The sequence below is a fragment of the Pseudomonas sp. P5_152 genome (genome assembly GCF_033989915.1).
Taxonomy (GTDB): domain Bacteria; phylum Pseudomonadota; class Gammaproteobacteria; order Pseudomonadales; family Pseudomonadaceae; genus Aquipseudomonas.
This window is the reverse complement of record NZ_JASFAH010000002.1, coordinates 1,271,879-1,295,872: the sequence shown is the minus strand read 5'-3', so window position 1 is coordinate 1,295,872 and position 23,994 is coordinate 1,271,879. Positions and strand designations below refer to the sequence as shown.

Sequence of the window (23,994 nt, the reverse complement as noted above, 5' to 3'; positions counted from 1 at the left end):
TTGTAGGAGCGAGCGCGCTCGCGATGGACGTAAACGATGACGCGTGAAACCTGGAAAAACGCGTTGTTTTTTAGTCCATCGCGAGCAAGTGCAAGGCCTGACGTTAAACCAGGTGAGCCTGGTCCTGGACGATTGCGCTGTCCAGCGCATCCAGCAAGCCCTTGCGAACCTTGAGCTTGGTGTTCTTGTGGGCAGTCATGTTGATCTTCTTCAACTGACGGGCCGCCGCCAGTGCAGCACTTTGCAGTTCCTCGGCCGCTACCACCTTGTCGAGGAAGCCGGCATCCACCGCGCCTTGCGGGTCGAACATCTCGCCATTGATCACCGAACGGTGGAACGCCGACTTGCGCAGGCGATCACGGGCCAGCTCGATACCGGCGTGGTGCATGGTCATGCCGATCTGCACTTCATTCAGGCCAATGCTGAACGGCCCCTCGACCCCGATCCGGTAGTCAGCCGACAACAGAATGAACGCGCCCTTGGCCACCGCATGCCCAGGGCACGCAACGATCACCGGGAACGGGTGGGCCAGCAGGCGGCGGGCGAGGGTAGAACCGGCAGTCACCAGGCTCACGGCTTCCTTGGGACCCGCCGTCATCACCTTCAGGTCATAACCGCCGGAGAGAATGCCCGGCTGGCCAGTGATGATCACCACCGCCCGATCCGTCACGGCCTGGTCCAGCGCAGCATTAAACGCGGCGATCACGTCCGGGGAGATGGCATTGACCTTGCCATTGCTCAAGGTCAGGGTCGCGATACCGTCTTCGAGGTGGTAGGAAATCAACTCACTCATGACGCTATTCCTTGTATTGAAGTGCAGCAGACGTTACCCATGGCCGTCGGCCAGGTAAAGCGCCATGACTGACCGGCCAGTCAGCCAAACCGGCTGCATCCGGCATGGCCAGCCACGGCCACCCGGCATTCCCCTCTATATAGAGGCACGGCCCTGGCCGGAGAATGGCCGGTTTGCCCTACCCACAAAACCGCGTGCCCGAACAAATCTCTTAAGCGCATGAAAATTCTGAAAAAAATGTTTGCCATCAGAAAAGCTTTCGACTACATTAGCGCGCCTCGACAGACAGAACTTGTTTGAAGAGATACGGTGAAGTGTCCGAGTGGCTTAAGGAGCACGCCTGGAAAGTGTGTATACAGGAAACTGTATCGAGAGTTCGAATCTCTCCTTCACCGCCACATTCTGAAAAGCCCCGCAAATCAATGGTTTGCGGGGCTTTTTAATTTCTGATTGTACTACTCAGTTGTACTACTCCCCGTCCCTCCTCATCTCGCTACGCGCTTAACCCCTTCGCTGTTCGGTTTTATCTCCTCTCTGTGCATTTTTTCCATGACTGCCCGTTAGTCCGATTGTGAGTTTTTGGCTGTCTGGCATCAATCCTCAGAGCCCGATACCATCGTGCCATTACACGCCATCCAGCCGTCTAGCCATGCAGGGGCAGCACGTATGACCGCACCGATTCCACCCACGAAAAAAGAGTTCTGTACCGCCTTTCCCTTGTATGAGGAATTCACCTTTGCTGAGGAGGATGATGAAGCAGGCTGGAACATATTCTTCTCTAGAGAGCCAATCGACACCTACTGCCCCGGATGTAATGCACACAGCATTTTCCATCTGCATATCACTGGGGACATCCCTCGTGATCACGACGCATGGGTGGGGAGTAGGCGTTTAGCCGTCGTGCTGAAGTGCTCTAGGGATGCGGCCCATAAATTGTTTTTCCTGTTCAACATTGAGGACAGGACGGTGCAGAAAATCGGACAGTACCCGTCTCTTGCGGACCTTAATACCTACGATGTGCGTCAGTACTCTGCTGTGCTATGTAAAGAGGACTTCAGAGAATTCACCAAAGCTATCGGCTTGGCTGCACACGGTGTAGGGGTAGGCTCATTTGTCTATCTGAGGCGAATCTTTGAAAACCTTGTAGATGCTGCTTACCTGATCGCGAAAACCGATAGCGGCTGGGATGATGATGCTTATCAAAACGGGCGAATGGCAGAGCGGATACAACTGCTGGAGGGGCACCTTCCTGAGTTTCTTGTTGAAAATCGTTCGATGTACAAGATTCTTAGTCAAGGCATACACGAGCTGACAGAGAATGAGTGTCTAGCGGCGTTCCCAGTCGTAAAAATGGGGATTGAGCTGGTCCTAGATGAAAAGCTAGCCGCAGCGGCAAAGCGGCAAAAACTAGAGCAGGCAAAGAAGGCCATTCACGGATTAGTCAGCAAAGCTGGAACTGAGGCCCGTTCTAGCACTGGACCCTTAGATTGCTGATCATTTCTGTTTAAGCATTTCATCCTCCCCCGGTGCGGGGTAGGGGCATTGAGTTTTGCCCCTAAATTCTCTGTCAGGATAGGAGATGCTAGTACTTGTTATAGTCAAGCATAACTACTAAGGGGCGCGCAATGAAAGTAGGGTTGGCGGTGGTTGCACTGGCGGGGATGCTGGGGAGTGGGGCTGCTATGGCAGAAGGCGGGGATGGGAATGAATTAATTAAGCAGTGTGCGGATGGTGTAAAGGCTACGAATGGGGCCACGCTTAACTCCTACTCTGATGCGTCTTTCTGTCTGGGAATAACACAGGGCGTGCGGCACACCATGAGGCTTGTTAATGAGAAACTTCCGCCGCAATACCAAACCTGTTTCCCCAGCGGCATCACGAATGGGCAAGGAATGCGTATTGTACTCAAGTATCTTCAAGATCACCCGGACAGGCTGCACGAACGGGATAGTGACCTAGTTTATCTCGCATACAAGACTGCTTACCCTTGCAAATAGACATTCAGACTGAAAAACGATTGATGAAATGATATTTTTTGCAGGGTTTGAATTAGACTTGGCTCAATAATAGTAGAAGCTAAGGGGGGGCGTATCGGGCTGGGCGTGTTCTATATTTAATAAGCTATGGAAAATGATGGAGAGAGGTTTATGGATATCTCGTTAGTAGCTGATGTGGTTTGGCTGGTTTCAATTCCTATAGTAGCGCTGCTCATTAAGTTTTATCTTCCCGGCTACATCAAGGAGAAAGGGAGGAATCTCGCGACGAAAGAAGATATAGCTGATATCACTGACCAAATTGAACAGGTAAAGGCTGAGTATTCAAAGCAGTTGGAGCTCTACAAGTCAGAGATATGGAAGTCCCAGCAAAACTATTTACTGCTACAAGAGATAGCAAAGCTCAAAGTTGAAACTTTCAAGAAAGCTGTAGTGGATGTCGCAAAGTTGATCAACCTGATTGGCATACACCAACTTCACGCGTCTAATCGTGAAATGGCTCGTGCAGCGGCGGAAATGGCACATGCCAAAGGGAATGAGAAAGTTCACAAGGGGCACTGGGATATCTATCTTGACTATCAAGCGAAGGCAGCAACAACCTATTCCACTTTCAGAGAGGTGATTGTTGAATTGGGTTCCACATATGCTTTGTTTTCGATCTATTTCGACTCCGTGTTGACAGGCTCTTTATATAAGGTCATTGAAATGGGCCATGAGGCAATCGCGCTTAAAATGCCTCCCGCTGAATTTCGCTCACGAATGGAGGATGAGTATAGTAAACATCTGAACTTACAGTTAGCCCATGATAATGTTGGACAATATTACGACTCGCTTTGCGATACAAAGCCCATAACGTCAGAGTCCAATCGGCTCTTCCAGTTCATGAAGGATCACATTAATCTGGAAGGCGTTAGAAAAGAGTAGCCAAAAAATGTGCACTAAAATGTTTGGGAACCCCCCCCCATCCCGCCCGCCCGCCCGCCCGCCCTCCGCGACGTGGACTAAAGCCACTAACGAAAAAACACCATCAAACCAACGCTACTCTCAACCCGGTACGTCTGTATACCCTGATAGTAGAACGTGGTTTTGGGTGGTGTTTTCATGCAGTAACAATCGTTTTTGTTTGATGCACTCAATAGGCGCATCGTTAAATACCTAACGATATTTCCATAATATAAAATAGCTTACTAAAATGTCATTTAATTATTGACATCTATTGACAAATCCTATCTAAGTGTATTAAAATGGAAACTTACAAGAGAGAACAATCTTCACACTTCCGTTAATAGTTTTTCCGGTAGCCTGAACGATAGTCACCATTTCAGTCATTTCGGTGATACCTGTTAGTGAGTCACCCTCTAGTCTTCACTAACAACCTGTTCTCTCGCCTAACATAATAGATGGCCAACCTTCTCAGTTGGCCATTTTTTTATTGGCCAGAATAACATCTGCCACATATTTGAAACGATTATTAACCAATGCCTTGGAGGTATCTGAACGCATGTCAAAAGTAAAAAGCTGTACAGTTTGTGGGAAATCAATTGCCAATCGGCGCTGTGATGCAAAAACCTGTAGCAATTCATGCAGAACAAGTTTGTGGAGGTTGTCAAATGCTGGCCCTGTATCAATCAAAGTGCTGGTTAGCAAACTTCAATACAACCACTTAAAATCTGATGCTGACGATATTGGTGTTCTAATCAATCAGTTGATTATTGCACGATCAATCAAGCCATTTAATAAAATCGGAGGTTCCGTATGACAATGTCACTCGATGATCACGCGAGCGATCCAAACAACAATTATTACTGGAGCTGTCTAAGGAAGGTATCCATTAACGCTCGTACTACTGCGAATCTGAATGAGATTATGCCTCTCATTAATCAAAACAACTAAGGTCATGCCGTAAATTTGGTGGTTGGCGCCTACCTTGAGATTTTGAAGTCATCCCTCGCAAAGAAGGTACGCTCACAATGATCTATCTGACCAGTTCCTCACTGGTACGGTGGTAGCCAAAGCCTACCTTGTCGTTTTTGCACGTCTGGAAGCCTTGTAAATCTAGGGTGGAAAGGGTGATTTCAGCGCTATCTCAGGCTAGCTTCAATCAACAGCATGTAGCTGTTTTAACCGAGTGAATTCCCTGTCGCTTAGACAGAAAACAATAACTAAACGAGAGAATGGATATGAGTATCAATATTGACCATATTATGAGATCAGTTGCTCGTGCTACTGAGAAAAAAGCAAAGCAAAAAAATGTGCAACATGAAGTGCAGGCAAGGCAGTATGCAGGTGTACAACAAGTACAGAAGTTTGATAGTGATAATGTCATTATCAAGCCAAGCACTGTCAAACTAAGTGAAGAACAAGTGCTTGAACGGTATCGCACAACTATCTTGAACTTGGCCTTGGCGTACTTAGCCAAGCGAAAGGTTGAGTGACTTATTCAAGAAAGTTATTAAAGCAATAAACAAGCAGGCAACTACGCCTATAGATAAAGACTATCACGAGGAATAAATAAAATGACCAATACTATTAAGATAAAAGGAAGCGTCCCCAAGTTTGATCAAAGTGAGTTGGAGCGCCGTCAAGAGTCCTATAAGCAGATGTACCTCAATACCCGTGAATGTAAAACAATCACTAGGGCCGAATTGCCCTATCAGTTCATACAGACTGTAATCAAGATGACTGACGATGGTTATGTTCTCGATGAGAAACTACCCATCCGAATGGAGAGTCTTAATTACTCTGCCTACATGACCAAACCTCAACACGTTCAAGATGCTGATCTTGCACTGATGATTGGCAAAGTCAAAGAAGATTACATTGCTGAGCTTGAGCGTGAACGTCAGCGGTTTAAAGAGCTTTTGAAAGCACAATTGATCGAACGAGATGAAATCAAAGAAGCCGAGAAGATCGCATCAGCTAAAGCCAAGCGACTCGCTCAAATTGAAGACGAAGTTAACAATACCTTCGCCGATCTAGTGATACCGAGCTGACGATAGCTGTAAGACTCTATAATCCATTGTGAGCGCTTTCTTGATGAAGTTAATCCATCCATAGCCCGCGCAGCCTATGTGGCTGCGCGGGTTTTTTGTTGTCTTGAGTAAAGGAATGGAGCAAGCCAGTGAGCCACCACCAAAGATAGGGGTAGCATTTGCCGCACTAATAAAACATAATCTACCCTCGAAACCATGCTGAAAACCATTGCGCTACCCTCAGCCCCAGCCAGATAGGGCGGGTATTTGACGGCATAACGGTGGCTGATTTTGTTTGGCGGGTTGGCAAGGAAGTATAGGAGGAGAATAGGGTAGTGATCGATCCACATCGAGAGGAGAACAAAGTTTGAGTGAGAGCAGTGAGGACAAAACAAAAAGAAGGTTTCTAGCTGTCCTCAAAGGCAACAGTTGGAATTACCAATATTCCGTATTCTATGACAAGCCGGAATTGTCAGTGAACATGCTGTCAGACATGGCAAAATTTAAACAGAGACTGAGCCGACTCTACCCTGATCAACCTTTCTTGATCAGGCTACAAGAACTCAGGAAAGGTATAGTTCGTCAGGTGTTTCTCTCGATCATCACCACCGCCAAAGTGGAGAATTTAAGAGAGATTGCGAACAAGATGTTTCCTACGGTTATGAATGTTAAGAGCAGAGCGCTGACCGCTGAAAAGCTGGACCAGATTGCTGCCTCAATCGACAAGCAGGCACCGCACAATCTCAATCGTTTTTTCAACAAAGAAAATGTACATCGGTGGTCAGTGTTGAATACACCGGCATTAATTATCACGGAATGAAAACAGGGGTGAGAACACGGACACCACACCCCAATCCTTTGTATCATCACCCTTACAGACGTGATTCTACATAGGGTTCACTGGTTCTAGTATTAAGCGCACTCGTTTCCTCTCCAATTCCCGCACACACCAAATCAATTGGATTGAAATCTAGAGGAAAACACGTCAGATATGGCGCTGGGTGATATTCATCACAAACGCCGTACAAATGTCGGCACACAGTTGACCTGGAGCGTTCGCACTACGCCGACTGACATGGCTAGCTGACGCCGGATGATCACTCATCACAATCCTGCTGTGCTAACCGCTATACACCTATCAACGCAGCTATAGGATGACGGTAGCAATACCATTACAGCTGCCCATGCAGTGAGCTACGATCTTTTCATCACCTTCAAGGATGAACACCCCATGACCGACAACAACCCCGCCAGCATCGCCACAGCTGACGCTCTGACACTCCTATTGCACAACCAGCATGCATTGAGTGCAGCCATTGAAGAGATCACCAAGTGGCTTTCTGAAAATGGTGTAGTCAGCGTTGCTACTAACGCACAGGTGGCAATGCAAACCTTGGATGCAAACGCTCAAAGCATCACCGATGCAATCAATCGACTACGCCAATCGTAGGCATCATCAAACGACCGTTAAACGATACCTTCCAGACAGACGGTATTTGGTATCACATAAATAGGCTTTCTTGATTATTGATCCCTTGGTACACTGATACCACCTTAAGTGATACTAGTGGAGTCACCCATCATGTCCCGCACCTTCCTGTATTGCCGTGTCAGCACCTCAACCCAGTTCACAGAAAACCAAGTGCAGGAAGTAAAGTCTGCTGGCTTCGACGTACAGGCCAGCCGGGTAGTGGAGGAGACTATCTCAGGCAGCATCCCTACTAGTGAGCGTGCAGGCTTCCAAAAGCTGTTAGATCGCATGGAAGCGGGAGACGTGCTGATCGTGACCAAGCTTGACCGCCTAGGTCGTAACGCAATGGACGTACGCCAGACAGTTGAGATGTTGGCAGGTCGTGGCATCCGAGTTCACTGCCTCGCCCTTGGTGGCGTAGACCTGACCAGTGCAGCGGGCAAAATGACAATGCAGGTTCTAGGTGCCGTTGCCGAGTTTGAACGTGACCTACTGATCGAACGTACTCAGGCAGGATTGCAACGTGCCAAGAGCGAGGGCAAGAAGCTGGGGCGTCCAGAAGCGACAGACACCACAACAGCAGTGCAGCGGCTGAAAGCAAAGGATATGACACAGGCCGAAGTGGCTGCTGACTTAAAGATTGGTATTGCCACAGTGAAACGGCACTGGAACAAAGCCTGATCTGATTTCTCTCCACAATTAGAGGCGCTAATCTACAGGCTGTGGGTTAGCCCTACTTCATCGCTACAACGCCTAATTCAGCAGCACAGCCGCAGCAAACAGCCAAATCAATCGACCTTTGGCTAGCTGATCTGGTGTGCCAGGGATTTGTACAAAGTTTGACGCACCAGCCGACCTATAAACGGTAGGGGTTAGACGCAGGCGATGTCCCTCAGACGGATTTCCCTAGATCAAAATACTGACTCGGTTTGAAATCGGGATTGCCTGTAGCGGGGTTTTTGGGTTTTGGTGGGAACGAAGTGGTGCTATCACTTTAGGTGGGATTGCACCACGGCCACGCATTAGGAACTTGCCAGTCTACTTTTCCGCCACTGGGGAAGCAGGGGGGCCAGCATCGTAAATCGATAATGGGAATTGCACGTTGGTACCCACGACAACCGCGACATGGATTTCTTTCCAAGTCGTTTTACTGTACTGCCGGCTGGTCCATTCACCTAAGACCTCACGTCCATCAAGTACAACTACCTTGTCTCTGTCCTTGAACTCTTTCGCAATCGCCTTGCTGACGAGGAGCTTAACTGAATCGTCGTTACCAACCTCCAGCTTTAGGATGCTCAGTTTTCCATTCGTCTCCTTGTCGTCCCAGTCGTAGAAGTATTCAACGGTTTCGTAATCATCAGCATTTGCTACTGTCATGCGTCCTCTCCTTGGTTCTGTGCTGGTTGAAAATCCAAAGGAAGGTATCACACTGCCGACATACGGAATCGACCTGAAGCCGAGATCCCATCACCTCAGTCTATGGTTTTATCGTCAATTGGTAGCTCTGTTTTCAAGGATGGGAGTTTGGAGATTGCTACCAGCTTCTGTGCCGCGCTCGCACCTTTCGAGTATACGTCGTGGGTGACAGAGCCCGTTTCGTGTCCAACCAGCTCTTTTGCCAAGGCGTCTGGTACGTCAGCTCTGATCAGCTCAGTAACTACGGTATGGCGGAAACTATGAAAGACGTGGAGCTTGCTGAAGCCTGCTGCTGTACGCAGTCTGCCAAACGCCTTGGATATCGCGTGTGAGCGTTTGCCATAGTGATCGTGTGAGCTTGTGGGGATGAGAAAGGTATCGGTGCTGTCCTTGCTCAGTCGATCAATGGTGAGCGACAGGCTTGGATGAATCGGCACTACACGCTTGCTCGCCTTGCTCTTGCTCTTCGGAAAGTCGAAGCACCGGATGCCGTCAACGGTGATCACATTGGCTTTGTTCAATCGACATAATTCTTCGATCCTGGCCCCGGTGTACCAGCCCAATGCGATGAGGTCTGCGAGCGGTTTATCCCCGTTATTGAGCGCGGCTTGATGCAGCTTGGCGGTATCAGCACACGTATAGATCTCCCTGTCTTTGCCTGCTGTCTCAGAGCCGCCGCCCTGTGGCAGTTCGTGCCCTACGAACGGGTTAACTTTGTCTTTGTATTCTTCACGCCAAGCCGCGTCATATTTCATCGCCCACTTCCAAAACGCAGTACCAGCCATGAGGTACTGGCCTAAAGTAGCTGGTGCACGATCCAGCGATTTCAGCCATTCGTCTACGGTATCGAAGTTAAGTGGCAGTCCCTCTTTCTTGAGGAATTCTGACAGCCGCTCCATCTTGCCCACTTGCTGATCGACGTGTTTTGCAGCACCACCACGACTCTCCCTAAACTCTCGATAGGTTTTCAGGCGAGCGGGGGTGATGGGTGACTTCGGCTTGTGAATGGTTGGGTCTAGCGCTATCGCCTTCGCTTCTGCGACCTCAGTTGGGCTCAGGCCATAGTACGATGTGGCCACAAGTGTCATGAGTTCTCGCATCACCCCGGCAAAATGTTGCACTCGCTCTATTTCACTAGGAAACACTGTTGCATGACTTTTCTTGAGAATATCGACTGCGCCCGGCACTCCAAAAGCCTCCAACTGATTTGCCGTCTCGTACATTTCCTCCTTGAGCTCAACAATCTGTTGCTTATTAGTAGCAAGCTCCTCTGGCGTAAGCACGGTAGTGTTTGGGGCTCTTTTCGCTACCGACATAAAGTTGGCGGCAGTAGTCGCGTCGTGTTCATTGCTCCATCCTGCTAACACGGGGCGCCAGTTCTCTTTGCGAATTTGTGCCTCTGCTCTGGCTGCTGCAAATTCCGCCTTCCACTGGGTGAGGTAGGGTAGACGAGCATCCATTGCTTCCTTGCGGAGCCCCGTCTTCAATGACTGAATCCGCACTTTGCAGCCAATGGCTTTCTGTACGTCGGCAGGGACGGCCAACCTGACATACCACATGGATTCGCCTTTCTTTTGAATCAAGTTGTCTGCCATTGGAGCGCCGTGAGGGGGGGAGTGGTACGGTGGATTGTACTACTCAATTGTACTACTATGCACGCTGCAAGCCCCGTAGTAGTGGGTTTGTTGGTCGAAAGGACTGTTAAATTAGAATCTCTCCTTCACCGCCACATTTATACGAAAAAGCCCTGATCATTCAGGGCTTTTTCGTTTCTGCGTTTCCGATAAAAATCCCAGCCCATACTTTAGCCCATACCCTGGATAGCTCAGTCGATAGAACAGGGGAGTGAAAATTCCCGCGCCAGCGGATCAGCTCTGAGACTTGGTAGGTGCCTTCTCAGTTAGAGTCTTTCCAGTGGCCGCCGGCTACGCATTGCTCGGAAACTATGATCTGCAGCCGATGCAGTGCAAGTCGCCAGCCCCTATAGGTCACTGCGGGCAGTTGCAATGATCGAGTCCACCGCCTGTTGGGCAATCGGTGACAGCGTGCGCCCGGCCTGACACACCATGGCGTTTCTGATGGTCAACAGGTCTGCTGGCCAGCCAGGGTGGATGAATGGCATCAGGTCCACCAGCAAGCCATCACCAAGGTCCTGCTTGAGCCAGGAGCGCCAGGTCAAGAGCAGCGAGTCGCTGGTCAATGTGGTTTCGCGCAACAGGTTCAGGTCATTGGAGCTCAAGGTCCAGGGCAGTAGCGTTCCGGGTGTCAGGTCAAACAGGGCATACAGCGACGCCTCGCTTGACGGTACGACGCCGCTCCAGGGGAATTGCAGAATCTGCTCCCGCGAAATCGGCCGGTCCTGTTGCGCAAGGGGGTGGTCGCGGCGGCAAAAAATCGATGCCGGTTGCGGCGGCAGGTGGGTGATGGAGAAGCGTGGATCGAATTCCTGGTCGGCCCGGAGTGTGGCCACGACAAACTCCAGCTGGTCGGTTTCCAGTTGATGGGACAGATGCTCCCAGAAGTTGACCTGAACATTGAGCACCAGCCGTGGGATGCTTTTACGCAGCTTGACCAGCACGTCCGTGGTGTTGAGATTGGCGGCCATCGGCGTCACGCCAAAGCGCAATTCGCCGCCCTCGGTTCCAGCCAGGTCATTGGCCTGGGCCATCATTTTCTTTGCACAACTGAGCAATTCATGGGCGCGTCCGATCAGTTGTTTTCCGGCTTCGGTCAGCGTCACAGAACGCGTGTCGCGGTCGAACAGCCGCACGCCCAGATCAGCCTCCAGTGATTGAATACTGCGACTGAACGCGGTCTGTGACAGATGGGCCCTAGCCGCGGCACGGGAAAAATGCAGCTCCTCGCTCAGATAGACCAGATGGCGAACCCGCTTCAAATCAATTGAGTCGTCCACTGCATTAATCATCCTTCATATTTGCATTGGACAGCTTTAACACGCTCCCAGAAGATTCTCCAGCGCCAACATCGCCCGGCAGGCCACGTGCACTGCCTTCAATAATAAAAACGTTGGGGAAGAAGTTCTGTGGCAAATCACTTTCAGTTTGATCGAGTGCGGCCCTGTGCATTGACCGCCGTCCTCGCGCTCGGCGCCAGCGTCCAGGCTCAGGCCATCTCCTTCAATGTCGGAGAAATCGAGGGGCAGTTCGACTCCTCGTTGTCGATTGGCAGCAGTTGGGCACTACGCAATGCAGACCCGGCGTATGTAGGCACCTGGAACGGCGGGCACGCTTCGAGCCAGAGTGCCGATGACGGGCGCATGAATTTTCGCAAAGGCGAGACCTTTTCGAAGATCTTCAAGGGCGTGCATGATTTGCAATTGAGCTACGGCGATACAGGCGTTTTCGTGCGAGGCAAGTACTGGTATGACTTCGAGCTCAAGGACGAAAGCCGCCGCTACTTGCCCATCAGCGACAGCAACCGCAAAGAGGCTGCCAAGTCATCGGGGGCGCAAATCCTCGATGCGTTCATCTATCACAACTATTTCATCGACGGCCAACCCGGCAATGCGCGGGTGGGCAAGCAGGTGGTCAGTTGGGGGGAGAGTACATTCATTGGTAACGGGATCAATGTGATCAACCCCACCGATGTCGCCGCTTTCCGTCGTCCGGGGGCCGAGATCAAGGAAGGATTGATTCCCGTGAACATGCTGTTTTTATCCCAGGGCTTGACCGACAGTGTGTCCGCCGAGGTGTTCTACCAGTTGGAGTGGGACCAGACGGTCCTCGATAACTGCGGCACGTTTTTCGGCTCGGACGTGATGGCCGATGGGTGCAGCACGCGCATGGGGTTTGCGCCGCCGTGGGATCCCAGCGGTCAGTACCACTTCACCCGGGGAGCCGATCGTGATGCGCGTGACAGCGGCCAGTTCGGGGTGGCGCTGCGCTGGCAGGCCGAGGCATTGAACAATACCGAATTCGGCCTGTACGCCATGAATTATCACAGCCGCGCACCCTTTGTCGGCGGCCGGGTAGGGGACAGCCCGTTTGCCGTCAAACCCGGGACCCAGGCGTCGAGCGCTGAATACTTCATCGAGTACCCCGAGGACATCCGCCTCTACGGCCTGAGCTTCTCCACCACCCTGGGCGCCACCGCCGTCTCCGGTGAACTGAGCTATCGCCCCAACATGCCGTTGTCCCTCAACGGCAGCGATGTGACGATTTCCGCCCTGGCCGGCTCGATGGCAGCGGACCTGGGCAGCCCGATTTTCGCCAGCGGTTTTGCGCGGCCAGTACCCGGTGAAGATTTCCACGGCTATGTGCGCAAGCCCGTGAGCCAGGCGCAGGTGACGTTCACCCAGTTTGTCGACCAGGTGTGGGCTGCCGAGCGCCTGACGCTGATTTCCGAAGTTGGCTACAACCACCTCAGTGATCTGCACAGCAGCGCGCTGCGTTTCGGTCGCGACAGCATCTACGGTAACGGCGAACTACCAGATAACCGCAATTGCCCGACCATGGCCAACCCGGTCAACCCGCAGAATTGCAATGGCAAAGGCTTCTACACCGCCAACTCCTGGGGGTACCGGGCGCGCGCCATCCTGGACTATCAGAACGTGTTTGCCGGGGTGAATCTCAAGCCCGGTTTGTCCTGGTCCCATGACGTGGAAGGTTATGGCCCCAACTTCAACGAAGGCAGCAAGGCTGTCAGCCTCGGCCTGGATGCGGATCTGAAAAATACCTATACCGCGAGCTTGTCTTACACCGATTTTTTTGGCGGCGATTACAACACCGCGACCGATCGCGACTTCGTAGCCCTGAGCGTGGGCGTGAGTTTCTGAACCTGCCATCCGATAACAAGAAAGGACTGAGCCCGATGAATTTTTCGACACCCGTTATATATGGCGGCACCTTGGCGCTGCTGCTTTGCACTTCGGCGATGGCAGCGGTTTCGCCTGAAGAGGCTGCCCGCCTGGGCACCACCTTGACACCGCTGGGAGCGGAGAAAGCTGGTAACGCCAATGGCTCGATCCCGGCCTGGACGGGTGGGCTGCCCAAGAACGCGGGCGCGATTGACAGCGCCGGGTTCCTGGCCGATCCGTTTGCCAATGAGCGAGTGCTGTTCACCATCACTGGGCAAAACGTCGAGCAGTACCACGACCGCCTGTCCCCGGGGCAAGTGGCGATGTTCAAGCGTTACCCCGACTACACGATGAATGTCTACCCTACGCACCGCAGCGCCAATGTGCCGCCAGCGATTGTCGAGGCCGCGCGCAAAAACGCCCTGAATACCCGATTGGTCGCGGGCGGGAACGGCCTTGAGAACTTTACCAAGGCATTCCCGTTCCCGATTCCCAAGAGCGGCCTGGAAGTGATCTGGAACCACATCGCCCGTTACCGAGGCGACAGCATGAAGCGCCAGATGGTGCAGATCGTTCCGGATGTACGGGGTGCGGGCACACCGGTGACCTTTGATCATCAGTACGTGCTGCGCGAAAGCCTGGCCGATTACGACCCGGCCAAGTCGAGCAATGTGCTGTTCTATAACAAGCAGACCATCACCGCGCCGGCCCGCCTGGCCGGGAATGTCGAACTGGTCCACGAAACCCTCGACCAGGTCAAGGAGCCCCGCCAGGCCTGGCTTTACAACGCAGGTCAACGCCGTGTACGGCGCGCGCCACAGGTGGCCTATGACGGCCCTGCCGGCAGTACCGATGGCCAACGGGTGGTCGACAATTACGACATGTTCAATGGCGCGCCGGATCGCTACGACTGGCAATTGGTCGGCAAGCAGGAGTTGTTCATTCCCTACAACAGCTACAAGCTCGACTCGCCCAAGCTCAAGTACGCTGATATCACCAAGGCCGGTCATATCGACCAGGGCCTGGCGCGCTATGAGTTGCACCGGGTCTGGCATGTTGTCGCGACCTTGAAGCCGGGCCAGCGGCATGTCTATGCCAAGCGTGACTTCTACATCGATGAGGACTCCTGGCAAGCCGCCGTGATTGATCACTACGACGGTCGCAATACCTTATGGCGCGTGGCCGAAGCTCACCAGCAGTCCTACTACAACCATCAGGTGCCGTTCTACACCGCCGAAACCCTGAATGACATGATCAGCGGGCGGTACCTGGTGCTCGGCCTGAAGAACGAAGAGAAGCGCAACTATCAGTTTGACGTGAAGGCGCTGGAAGGCGAGTTCACCCCCAATGCCCTGCGTCAGTCCGGGGTGCGCTAAACCATGAAAACGACCTCGGTTCCTTCATCGACATTTGACTACGCCGCACCCGTTACGGCGGCGCCACGCGCCAAGACGCGCCGCGTGGTAGTGGCCTCGTCCCTGGGCAACGGCCTGGAAATGTACGACTTCACGGTCTACAGCTTTTTTGCGGTGATTATCGGCAAACTGTTTTTCCCGGCTGACTCAGCGCTGGCGTCGTTGATGATGTCGTTGGTGACCTTCGCCCTCGGCTTTTTGATCCGGCCCCTGGGCGCGGTGTTGATCGGCCGGTTCGCCGACCGTTATGGGCGCAAGCAGGCGTTGTCCCTGACCATCGCCTTGATGACCGTGGGCACCGGCATTATCGCCTTCACCCCGACCTATTCGAGCATCGGCATCTTTGCCACCGGGCTGCTGGTCTTTGGCCGCCTGCTCCAGGGTTTTTCCGCCGGTGGCGAGGTTGGCGCGGCCTCAGCGTTCCTGATGGAGTCCGGGCGTACCGACAATCGTTGCTTCATGGTCTGCTGGCAGGGCGCAAGCCAAGGCGCTGCCGCGCTGCTGGGCGCGCTGTCGGGGCTGGTGCTGACCACGCTGTTGTCGGAGGAGGCGTTGCACAGCTGGGGCTGGCGTGTGCCGTTCATTATCGGTTTGCTGATCGGCCCGGTGGGCTGGTACATCCGTCGACACCTGGATGAAACCCACGAAAACATCGACAAACCGGCGCCAATTCGCGACTTCGTGCGCAATCACGCGCGCACCCTGGGATTGGGCATCCTGCTGATGGCCAGCTCCACGGTGAGCTCGTACATGGTGGTGTTCTACATGCCCACCTACCTGACTCGCACGCTGCATTACCCCAGCAGCTTCGCCTTTGGCCTGGTGGCTTTTGCCTGCGTGTTGCTAGCCGTGGTGCCGCCTTTCGCCTCGCGTTTCGCCGATCGCATGCCCCGGCGCAAGCCCTTGCTGTATTGGCTGTGCGGTCTGCAAGCGGTGCTGACCTACCCCGCATTTGTAATGCTCGACCAGCAAAGCACGCTGCTGTGCCTGGTGGCGGTCTCGTTGCTGATTCTGCCGATGGCCATCAGCGGTGGAGCGGGGCTGGCATTGCTGATGGAAGCCTTTTCCCGCGATGACCGGGTGACGGGGCTGTCGATCATCTACAGCTTTGGCGTCACGTTGTTCGGCGGTTTTTCACCGCTGATCGTGACGTGGTTGATTGCCCTGACCGGCAGCCCACTGGTACCGGCCTGGTACTTGTGTGTGGCGATCGTTTTGAGTGGCGCGGCACTGCGTTTCTACCCTGAGCACCCAGGGCGCCCCTGATTTTTCTGACCTTAACCCAAGAATAAGGAATCCACCGTGAGCTACAGCCCTCTATACACGCGCCTGCAAGACAGTGCCGAGCGTTTTGTCACGATCCGCCGCAACATCCACGCCGAGCCTGAGCTTGGGCAAAACACCCGGGAAACGGCGGCCCTGGTCATTGGCTTGCTCGAAGGTTGGGGCTATGAAGTGCATACCGGCATCGGCGGTTGTGGTGTGGTCGGCGTGCTGCGGCGCGGCAGCGGCTCGAAAACCCTGGGGTTGCGGGCCGATATGGATGCGCTGCCAATCATTGAGAAAAACGGTTTGCCCTGGGCCAGCCGTCGCGAAGGATTGATGCATGCCTGTGGTCACGATGGGCACACCGCAACCTTGCTCGCCGCAGCTGAGCAACTGGCATTGCATGCTGAATTTGACGGTACGGTGAACCTGATTTTCCAGCCGGATGAAGAGGGCCTGACTGGCGCCAAAGCCATGATGGAAGATGGTCTGTTCCGGCGCTTTCCCTGCGATGCGGTATATGCCTTTCACAATATGCCGGGGTTCCCGGTGGGCCACGCGATCATCAAGAGTGGCGGGGTCATGGCCTCGTCCGAGCGGGTCTGCATCACCCTCACTGGGCGTGGTGGACACGGGGCGATGCCGGAACGCAGCATTGATCCGATCCCGGCATTGGCGAGCATCATTACCGCGCTGCAAACCGTGGTGTCGCGCAATATCGGGGTCAACGATTCGGCGGTAATCAGTATTGGCAAGGTGCATGCAGGGACCGCGGTCAACATCATCCCGGAAACGGCCATGCTGGAGTTAAGCGTGCGCACCCTCGACCCGCAGGTGCGGGAGTTCGTCGAACAAAGAATCCGTGGGATTGTCCAGGGGCAGGCCGCGTCATTTGGCGTGACGGCCCGTATCGACTATCAGCTGTTGGCGCCAGTGCTGGTCAATACTCCCGCCGAGACCCAGCACATGCTGGAGGCGGCCAAGCGGGCGCTAGGCACCGCCCATGTCATGGAGCACGTGTCCTTGAAGGCCATGGGCAGCGAAGATTTTGCCTGGATGCTGCAGGAAGTACCGGGGTGCTATTTCGGCTTGGGCAATGGCATTGGCGAGTTCAACGGTTGCTCGGTGCATAACGATCACTACGACTTCAATGACGAGTTGATCCCCCTTGGAGCAGCCTGTTGGGTGGCGCTGGTGGAAGACTACCTGCGCTGAAATCACGCCCCTACAGGGAATAACCCTATCACCAGGATTTAGTCATGACCCAACATACCGCCATTGCGCAGATGAGCGCCGTCGAGCTGCTCGAGCATTTCCGCGCCAAACGGCTGTCGCCGGTGGAAGTCACCGAGGATGCATTGGCCCGTATCGAGCGTTTCAACCCGCAGCTCAATGCGTATTGTTATACCGACCCGCAAGGTGCGCTGTACACCGCCCGCGCGGCTGAGCAGCGCTGGTTCAAGGGCCAGCCTTGCGGTGCGCTGGACGGCTTGCCAACCTCGATCAAGGAACTGACAGCGACCCGCGGCATGCCGACCCGTAAAGCGTCGCGGGTGATTCCCGCGGATGGGCCGTGGGACGTCGACGCGCCGATCACCACGTTCTTGCGCGACGCGGGCGCGGTGATCCTGGGCAAGACCACCAGCCCGGAGTTCGGCTGGAAAGGCGTGACGGATAGCCCGCTCTACGGGATTACCCGCAACCCCTGGGACACGCGCATGACCTCTGGTGGGTCATCCGGCGGCGCAGCCGTGGCGGCCTCGCTCAACCTGGGCGTACTGCATCAGGGCAGTGATGCCGGCGGCTCGATCCGCATCCCCGCCGGTTTCACTGGGACGTTCGGCTTCAAGCCGACCTTTGGCTACATTCCCCAGTGGCCGGCCAGCGCGACCACCCTGGTGTCCCATCTGGGGCCGATGACGCGCACGGTGGACGATGCCGTGCTGTTTCTGCAAACCGTCGCCCGGCCTGATCCCAGGGATGGGTTGCTGGGGGCGCCACGGCATACCCCATGGCTGGCGGAAAGCACCGACCTGCGCGGGCTGCGCATCGCCTACAGTGCGAACTTTGGCTATGTGGAGGTTGATCCTCGCGTGGCCCGGGTCGTGGCGCAGGCGGTTGAGCGATTGGCGCAGTTGGGCGCGCATATCGAGGCGATTGACCCAGGCTTCACTAACCCGCTGGAACTGTTCAAAACGGTGGTCTATGCCGGGGCCGCGGGGTTGGCGGGGCAATTGAGCGATGAGCAAAAAAGCTTGCTCGATCCGGGCCTGCTGCGCTTTACCGAGCAATGCCAACATACGACCCTGGCGCAATTCACCGCTGCCCAGGAAGCACGGGCTGTGCTGGTAGCGCACATGAACAACTTCCACAGTCGTTATGACGTGCTGGTGTGCCCGATGCTGCCGATCACCGCCTTCGAGGCAGGGCACGATGTACCGCCTGGCTCTGGGCTGGACGACTGGATGAAGTGGTCGCCCTTCAGTTATCCCTTCAACCTCACCCAGCAACCGGCGGCCTCGTTGCCCTGCGGTTTTTCGAACGAGGGTTTGCCGATTGGCTTGCAAGTGGTGGGTGCAAGATTTGCCGATGACCAGGTACTGCGGGTGTGTCGCGCCTATGAACAGGCTTTTCCCACGACCCATCCTTTGGCCCCTATAGTAAAAACCTGAAAATCGCGCCTGCGAACCGTTGTCCAAGCAAGGACCCCAAGACCATGACTGCATCTGTTTCCCTCGCCCGGTTGAGTGATATCGAAGCCCTTGAGCAGCAGTACCCGTTGGCGGAGCGGGATCTACCCGCCAGTACCTATGAGTTGCTACGGCGTTCGGCCGAGCGTTTTGCCGATCTACCAGCCTTGTGTTTCCTGCCGACGGGCAGCATCGAGGACCAGCCCTGGCGCATCAGTTACGCAGAGCTGTTCGCCAAGGTCACGCAAACCGCCAATGCCTTGCACCGTCTGGGGTTGCGTACGGGTCAGGCAGTATCCTTCCTGTTGCCCAACCTGCCGCATACCCACTTTGTGATTTGGGGCGGTGAGGCCGCGGGGATCGTCAATGCCATCAACCCGTTGCTGGAACCTGAGCACATTGCCGAGCTGATACGCGCTTCCAACACCTCGGTGCTGGTTACGCTGGCACCGTTCCCCGGGACCGACCTGTGGCAGAAGGTGGCCGCACTGGCCGACCTGTTGCCGCAGATGCCTACTGTCGTGACGGTCGATCTCGCCAACCTGCTGGCGGAACCGCAACGCAGTGCCGTGAAGGCTCAACGACCAACGATGCCAGCAGGCGTACTGGATTTCGATGAACTGCTCGCCGCCGCCCCGGCCGATTATCTGGAGAGCGGGCGGGTTATCCAGCCTGACGACATCGCATCCTACTTCCACACAGGCGGCACCACCGGCACGCCGAAGCTGGCGCCCCACAGCCATTTCAACGAAGTTGCGATGGCCGAGATCATTGGCCTGCACGGGCGATATGTGCCGGACGATGTGCTGCTGTGCGGTTTGCCGCTGTTTCACGTCAATGGGGTAATGGTCACCGGGCTTGCGGCCTTTCATCAGGGCGCCCAGGTCTTGCTCCCCGGTCCCCAGGGCTACCGCAACCCGACCTTGATCAAGGACTTCTGGACGCTGGTGGAGCGCTACCGGGTCAGCAGTTTCAGCGGCGTGCCCACCATCTATGCGGCACTGCTGCAGATTCCCAACGAGGGTATTGACGTCTCCACCCTGCGCTTTGCGCTCTGCGGTGCGGCGCCCATGCCGGTGGAGCTGATCCGCCAGTTTGAAGCCCGCACCGGGCTGCGCATCATTGAGGGGTATGGCTTGACCGAAGGCACCTGCGCCACCGCCTGCAACCCCTACGAGGGCGAGCGTCGGCCCGGCTCGATCGGTCTGCGCCTGCCCTATTGCGAGGTCAAGATCGCGGTGCTCGACAGCGATGGCAACTACTCGCGGGATGCCGCTATGGATGAGCCTGGCACCCTGTGCCTGCGCGGGCCGACGGTGTTCAAGGGGTATCTGCAGAAGGACAAGAACGCAGGCATCTGGCTCGATGGTGACTGGTTCAACACCGGCGACCTGGGGCGGATCGATGCCGATGGCTACATCTGGCTCACCGGTCGCAGCAAGGACCTGATTATTCGTGGCGGTCACAACATTGACCCGCAGATGATCGAAGAGGCGATGCATCGCCATCCAGCCGTGGCGCTGGCAGCGGCGGTGGGCAAGCCCGATATCAAGGCCGGAGAGCTGCCGGTGGTGTACATCCAACTCAAGGCCGGCGAACAGGCCAGCGAAGCCCAGTTGATGGAACACGCCATGCAGCACATTCACGAGCGCGCTGCGGTGCCCAAGGATATCTGGCTGGTGGAGCAAATCCCGTTGACTGCCGTGGGCAAGACATTCAAGCCCGCCTTGCGCCTGGATGCGATCCGGCGAGTGTTCGAGCAGGAGGTGTGGCAGGTCGCGGCGCCAAGCCGGGTCGAAGCCCACAGTGACGAGCGCCACGGGCAGCGCGTGGATATTTATGTGCCGCAGCTTAGCGCTGTACAAAGCGAGCAATTGAAACAGCGCCTGAGCGGTTATGCCGTGCGTTATGTGTTGCATGACACTCGCGACAACCAGCCAGAGGGTGGGGGCACAATAGACTGAGCTGGTTTCCAGAGACCAAGAGCCCCCTTAATCGCGCATATACCCCCCATCCACATCCATGATCTCCCCAGTAACAAAACTCGCCGCATCCGATGCCAGGAAGCACACGGCGGCGGCGATGTCGCGGGGGGTTCCGGCGCGTCCCAGTGGCATGTCTGCCAGTACTTTGGCCCGTGCTTCGGTGCTCAGGGTGCTGGTCATGTCGGTTTCGGTCAGGGCGGGGGAGACGGCGTTGGCGGTGATGTTGAAGGGGCCGGCCTCGCGGGCCAGGCCCTTGGTCAGGGCGATTACGCCGCCTTTGGCGGCGGCATAACAACTGTTGCCCAGCAGGCCGCCGCCGCGTTTGCCGGCGACGGAGGCGATGTTGATGATGCGTCCGCAGCGGCGGGCCATCATGCCGGGGAGCACGGCTTTGGCGCAGTAGAAAACGCTGTTGAGGTCGATTGCCATGACGCGTTTCCATTCTGCCGCGCTGACTTCTAGCAGGGGCAAGGTCGAGACGATGCCGGCATTGTTGACCAGGATGTCGATGCTGCCCAACGCCAGGCCCACCTGGCTGACCATTGCCTGCACCTGTTGCTCATCGGCAACGTCGACGCCCAGGCCGATGGCCTCAATGCCCAATTCACCGAGCTGGGCGGCGGCCCGTTCTGCGGCGTCGTGGTCGAGGTCGCAGATGGCGACCCGCGCGCCGCATTGGCCCAGGGCCACGGCGATGGCATAGCCGATGCCGCGTGCGGCGCCGGTCACCAGTGCGTTACGGCCCTTGAGAGAAAAACTGATCGGCGCAAAATTGGCTGAGGCATTCATTATTGTTATTCCTTGATCTGGACGCAGGTCGGCCTTCCCGATACACGGGAAGTGGCCGGCTTTTCGATGGACAGCAGGGGGTAAACCGTCAGGAAGGGGCGAAGCTGCCCAGCGCCAACTGGTTCTTCAGCGGCGCGATGTCCAGCCGCCGCAGGACGCGATACAGCGAGGGTCGGCAGATGCCTAGCGCGCGAGCCGCCGCGGTCATGTTCCAGCGGCAGTCGATGAGCACGCCGAGGACGTCCTCGCGCTCACCCACTGGGGCGGCGGTGGGCCTGCTCGGGCGAATCGGCGTGACGTTCTGCACCAGGGCGCGGACCGGCAGCCCAGGCTGACCACCGGCTTGGGCGAGGAAATCAGCGGGCAGGTCACACCGCTGGATGCGCGCGCCTTCCTTGACCGCGCAGGCGTAGCGGATAACCGCGCGCATCTGCCGCAGGTTGCCGGGCCACGCATGGCCGAGCAGGAGGGGCCAGACATCGGCACTGATCACCTGGCGTGGGTCGCAACCGGGCAATTCGTTGGCGACCATGCTGCACACCAGTTCGGCCCGATCAGTGCGCTCACGCAGGGGCGGCAGTTGCACCACGCCGGTAGCAATGCGATAGAACAGGTCTTCGCGAAAGCGGCCGTTTTCCACCAGGTCGGACAGTGATTGGTGGGTCGCGCAGATCAAGGCGAAGTTCACCGGCACGCTGCGTTCGGCACCCAGCGGGGTGATCTCGCGTTCGGCGATGACCCGCAGTAGGCGGGTCTGCTGTTCGAAGGGCATGTCGCCGATTTCATCGAGAAACAAGGTGCCGCCGTCGGCCTGGGCCACTTTGCCTTTCTTGCCGCCGGGCAGGGCACCGGAGAAAGCACCGCGGGCATAGCCGAACAGTTCGCTTTCGATCAGGGTTTCGGGGATTGAGGCGCAGTTGAGGGCGACCAGTTGCGCGGCGTGGCGCTGACTGTGCGCGTGCAGTGCACGGGCGAGGACCTCTTTGCCAGTCCCGGTCTCGCCCTGGATCAGCACCGCGATGCCGCGCTCCATGAGCCGCAGTGCACGGCGAAAGGCCTGGCGCACGTAGGGGTCGGAGTCGTGGGCAATATCGCATTCAGGGTAGGCGGAAGTTGTGTGGGCTCGGGTAAACGAAGGGTTTTCGTGTACAGAAGGCATCAGCGTCACCTTTTATTATTGTATAGCTCGTGACTATGTCGACTCACCGCACTTGTGATGCAGCCGTCGATATGGCGTTGAATGACAATAACGAGGCACACTTATATTTTCCAATCCATAATAAATCATCTATTGATACCTTTGAGAGCATCATGATTGAGCTCCGCCATCTGCAATATTTCCGCACCCTGGCAGAAACCCTGCACTTCGGTCGTGCCGCCGAACGCCTGCATATCTCGCAGCCGCCGCTGTCACGGCAGATCGCCTTGCTGGAAGACGAACTGGGGGTCAGGCTGTTTGATCGTTCCCGGCGACGGGTAGAACTCACCGAAGCCGGCCAGCGTTTTTACCTGGACACCGGTACGGTGTTTGCCGCGTTCGAGCAGGCCAAGCGCAATGCCTTGGCCGCAGCGCGGGGGGCGGCGGGCGAGTTGTCGGTGGGGTTCATGATGTCGACGGCCTACAGCGTTACGCCGGCGATTACCCGGCGCTACGCTGCGCAGTTTCCCCAGGTCAGCCTGAAACTCACCGAGACCTTGCCCCTGGACCTGGCCCAGGACATCAGCAGCGGCAACAAGGACGTGGCGATCATGTACCGCCCGCAGGACTGCTCCGGGCTGGAAACCGTGACCCTGTTTCGCGAAGAAATGACCGTGGTCCTGCCGCCGGGCCATCGGCTCCTCGAGCAGGCGCTGATCGACCCACGGGAGCTGGCCGGAGAAACCTTCATCATCGTGCCCCGACGGATCGCTCCCGCCTTGCACGACATGATCTTCAACTACTGCCTGCAGCACGGTGTCACCCCGAACATCGGGCTGGAAATCAACATGCAGCAAACCATCGTCAACCTGGTGGGCGAAGGCTTGGGAATCGCGATCGTGCCGCGCTCGATGTGCAACATGCGCCTGGCCACCACCACCTTCAAACCGTTGCGCGATGCCCCGGTCATCGAGGTAGTCGCGGTGTGGAAGGCCGACAATCACAACCCCTGCATCGCCACCTTCATCGACAGCGCAGAGCACGCTTGCCTGCAAGTGACTCGCGAGGCGCAAGCGGGGTGAGCTGCGGACAAATCGGCTGGCCCAGACGATACAACTGAAGCGACACCTGTCTCCCCAAGTGTCTCCCACCCCTGTCCAGGCGACAGCTGCCTGGGCCTGACCACTATCGCGCAAAGCCCCGCGCCATAAGGCCTGCGCTGGCCTTGCCAAGCCTTGGCACCGCTCTT

At 55.9% G+C, this 23,994-nt stretch carries 23 protein-coding genes and 1 tRNA gene; 16 read left to right on the top strand and 8 right to left on the bottom strand.

The annotated features are described in order from the left end of the window. Window positions 1-103 precede the first annotated feature (103 nt). Window positions 104-793: a crotonase/enoyl-CoA hydratase family protein gene (locus tag QMK50_RS05600; protein WP_095165585.1), complete on the bottom strand. Its 690-nt coding sequence runs from the start codon at window positions 791-793 to the stop codon at window positions 104-106. A 308-nt stretch (window positions 794-1,101) separates the two neighbouring features. Between QMK50_RS05600 and QMK50_RS05595 the strand changes: the two genes are divergently transcribed. The 4 genes from QMK50_RS05595 (at window position 1,102) to QMK50_RS05585 (ending at window position 3,711) form a co-directional block, all read left to right on the top strand. Beyond that, window positions 1,102-1,191 (top strand) — tRNA-Ser (locus tag QMK50_RS05595). Window positions 1,192-1,459: 268 nt separating this feature from the next. Next, on the top strand, window positions 1,460-2,287 hold the full coding sequence (locus QMK50_RS05590) for a short-chain dehydrogenase (protein ID WP_320332731.1): 828 nt from the start codon (window positions 1,460-1,462) through the stop codon (window positions 2,285-2,287). Between the two features lie 131 nt (window positions 2,288-2,418). Then, window positions 2,419-2,790 carry a Rap1a/Tai family immunity protein gene (locus QMK50_RS27325; protein ID WP_413787291.1) on the top strand — a complete coding sequence of 124 codons (372 nt, stop codon included), beginning with the start codon at window positions 2,419-2,421 and terminating at the stop codon, window positions 2,788-2,790. A gap of 150 nt (window positions 2,791-2,940) precedes the next feature. Further along, window positions 2,941-3,711 carry a hypothetical protein gene (locus QMK50_RS05585; protein WP_320332730.1) on the top strand — a complete coding sequence of 257 codons (771 nt, stop codon included), beginning with the start codon at window positions 2,941-2,943 and terminating at the stop codon, window positions 3,709-3,711. Window positions 3,712-4,200: 489 nt separating this feature from the next. Here the strand turns inward: QMK50_RS05585 and QMK50_RS05580 are convergent, their stop codons facing one another. Further along, entirely contained in the window at window positions 4,201-4,434 is a 234-nt protein-coding gene (locus tag QMK50_RS05580; protein ID WP_320332729.1) for a hypothetical protein, read from the bottom strand. 533 nt (window positions 4,435-4,967) lie between these two features. Here QMK50_RS05580 and QMK50_RS05575 point away from each other — a divergent pair. The 5 genes from QMK50_RS05575 (at window position 4,968) to QMK50_RS05555 (ending at window position 7,911) form a co-directional block, all read left to right on the top strand. Then, the gene (locus QMK50_RS05575; RefSeq protein WP_320332728.1) at window positions 4,968-5,222 is read left to right on the top strand and encodes a hypothetical protein; all 255 of its coding nucleotides are present in this window, start codon (window positions 4,968-4,970) and stop codon (window positions 5,220-5,222) included. An 81-nt stretch (window positions 5,223-5,303) separates the two neighbouring features. Continuing rightward, window positions 5,304-5,780 (top strand): hypothetical protein, encoded by a 477-nt coding sequence (locus tag QMK50_RS05570; RefSeq protein ID WP_320332727.1) that lies wholly within the window; start codon window positions 5,304-5,306, stop codon window positions 5,778-5,780. A 346-nt stretch (window positions 5,781-6,126) separates the two neighbouring features. Then, window positions 6,127-6,579, top strand: coding sequence for a hypothetical protein (locus QMK50_RS05565; protein ID WP_320332726.1), 453 nt, complete (start codon window positions 6,127-6,129; stop codon window positions 6,577-6,579). A gap of 411 nt (window positions 6,580-6,990) precedes the next feature. Continuing rightward, complete coding sequence (locus tag QMK50_RS05560) at window positions 6,991-7,209, top strand: hypothetical protein (RefSeq protein WP_320332725.1); 219 nt, start codon at window positions 6,991-6,993, stop codon at window positions 7,207-7,209. A 132-nt stretch (window positions 7,210-7,341) separates the two neighbouring features. Next, window positions 7,342-7,911 carry a recombinase family protein gene (locus tag QMK50_RS05555; protein WP_320332724.1) on the top strand — a complete coding sequence of 190 codons (570 nt, stop codon included), beginning with the start codon at window positions 7,342-7,344 and terminating at the stop codon, window positions 7,909-7,911. 357 nt (window positions 7,912-8,268) lie between these two features. On the opposite strand, the gene QMK50_RS05550 is transcribed toward QMK50_RS05555, so the two are convergent. The 4 genes from QMK50_RS05550 to QMK50_RS05535 all read right to left on the bottom strand — a co-directional run bounded on the left by QMK50_RS05550 (window position 8,269) and on the right by QMK50_RS05535 (window position 11,732). Beyond that, on the bottom strand, window positions 8,269-8,607 hold the full coding sequence (locus tag QMK50_RS05550; RefSeq protein WP_320332723.1) for a hypothetical protein: 339 nt from the start codon (window positions 8,605-8,607) through the stop codon (window positions 8,269-8,271). Between the two features lie 95 nt (window positions 8,608-8,702). Continuing rightward, window positions 8,703-10,241 (bottom strand): site-specific integrase, encoded by a 1,539-nt coding sequence (locus tag QMK50_RS05545; RefSeq protein ID WP_320332722.1) that lies wholly within the window; start codon window positions 10,239-10,241, stop codon window positions 8,703-8,705. 386 nt (window positions 10,242-10,627) lie between these two features. Beyond that, window positions 10,628-11,560, bottom strand: a complete 933-nt coding sequence (locus tag QMK50_RS05540; RefSeq protein WP_320332721.1) for a LysR family transcriptional regulator — start codon at window positions 11,558-11,560, stop codon at window positions 10,628-10,630. A 4-nt stretch (window positions 11,561-11,564) separates the two neighbouring features. Further along, on the bottom strand, window positions 11,565-11,732 hold the full coding sequence (locus QMK50_RS05535) for a hypothetical protein (RefSeq protein ID WP_177440574.1): 168 nt from the start codon (window positions 11,730-11,732) through the stop codon (window positions 11,565-11,567). Here QMK50_RS05535 and QMK50_RS05530 point away from each other — a divergent pair. From QMK50_RS05530 to QMK50_RS05505, 6 genes are read left to right on the top strand one after another with little or no spacing between them, the layout of a single operon-like run. Then, complete coding sequence (locus QMK50_RS05530; RefSeq protein ID WP_095165582.1) at window positions 11,690-13,441, top strand: DUF1302 domain-containing protein; 1,752 nt, start codon at window positions 11,690-11,692, stop codon at window positions 13,439-13,441. The genes QMK50_RS05535 and QMK50_RS05530 overlap by 43 nt on opposite strands. A 35-nt stretch (window positions 13,442-13,476) precedes the next feature. Further along, window positions 13,477-14,838, top strand: coding sequence for a DUF1329 domain-containing protein (locus QMK50_RS05525; RefSeq protein WP_320332720.1), 1,362 nt, complete (start codon window positions 13,477-13,479; stop codon window positions 14,836-14,838). A gap of 3 nt (window positions 14,839-14,841) precedes the next feature. Further along, complete coding sequence (locus QMK50_RS05520; RefSeq protein WP_095165578.1) at window positions 14,842-16,143, top strand: MFS transporter; 1,302 nt, start codon at window positions 14,842-14,844, stop codon at window positions 16,141-16,143. A gap of 36 nt (window positions 16,144-16,179) precedes the next feature. Beyond that, window positions 16,180-17,358, top strand: coding sequence for a M20 aminoacylase family protein (locus QMK50_RS05515; protein ID WP_320332719.1), 1,179 nt, complete (start codon window positions 16,180-16,182; stop codon window positions 17,356-17,358). Between the two features lie 44 nt (window positions 17,359-17,402). Further along, the gene (locus tag QMK50_RS05510; RefSeq protein WP_095165575.1) at window positions 17,403-18,815 is read left to right on the top strand and encodes an amidase; all 1,413 of its coding nucleotides are present in this window, start codon (window positions 17,403-17,405) and stop codon (window positions 18,813-18,815) included. 44 nt (window positions 18,816-18,859) lie between these two features. Continuing rightward, the gene (locus QMK50_RS05505; protein WP_095165573.1) at window positions 18,860-20,797 is read left to right on the top strand and encodes an acyl-CoA synthetase; all 1,938 of its coding nucleotides are present in this window, start codon (window positions 18,860-18,862) and stop codon (window positions 20,795-20,797) included. Between the two features lie 27 nt (window positions 20,798-20,824). Here the strand turns inward: QMK50_RS05505 and QMK50_RS05500 are convergent, their stop codons facing one another. Further along, window positions 20,825-21,607: an SDR family NAD(P)-dependent oxidoreductase gene (locus QMK50_RS05500; RefSeq protein ID WP_320332718.1), complete on the bottom strand. Its 783-nt coding sequence runs from the start codon at window positions 21,605-21,607 to the stop codon at window positions 20,825-20,827. An 88-nt stretch (window positions 21,608-21,695) separates the two neighbouring features. Further along, window positions 21,696-22,766 carry a sigma-54-dependent Fis family transcriptional regulator gene (locus QMK50_RS05495; RefSeq protein ID WP_320332717.1) on the bottom strand — a complete coding sequence of 357 codons (1,071 nt, stop codon included), beginning with the start codon at window positions 22,764-22,766 and terminating at the stop codon, window positions 21,696-21,698. Window positions 22,767-22,918: 152 nt separating this feature from the next. On the opposite strand from QMK50_RS05495, the gene QMK50_RS05490 reads away from it, so the two are divergent. Beyond that, a complete protein-coding gene (locus QMK50_RS05490) occupies window positions 22,919-23,827 on the top strand; it encodes a LysR family transcriptional regulator (RefSeq protein ID WP_095165568.1) in 909 nt (302 codons plus the stop codon). Window positions 23,828-23,994: the final 167 nt, after the last annotated feature.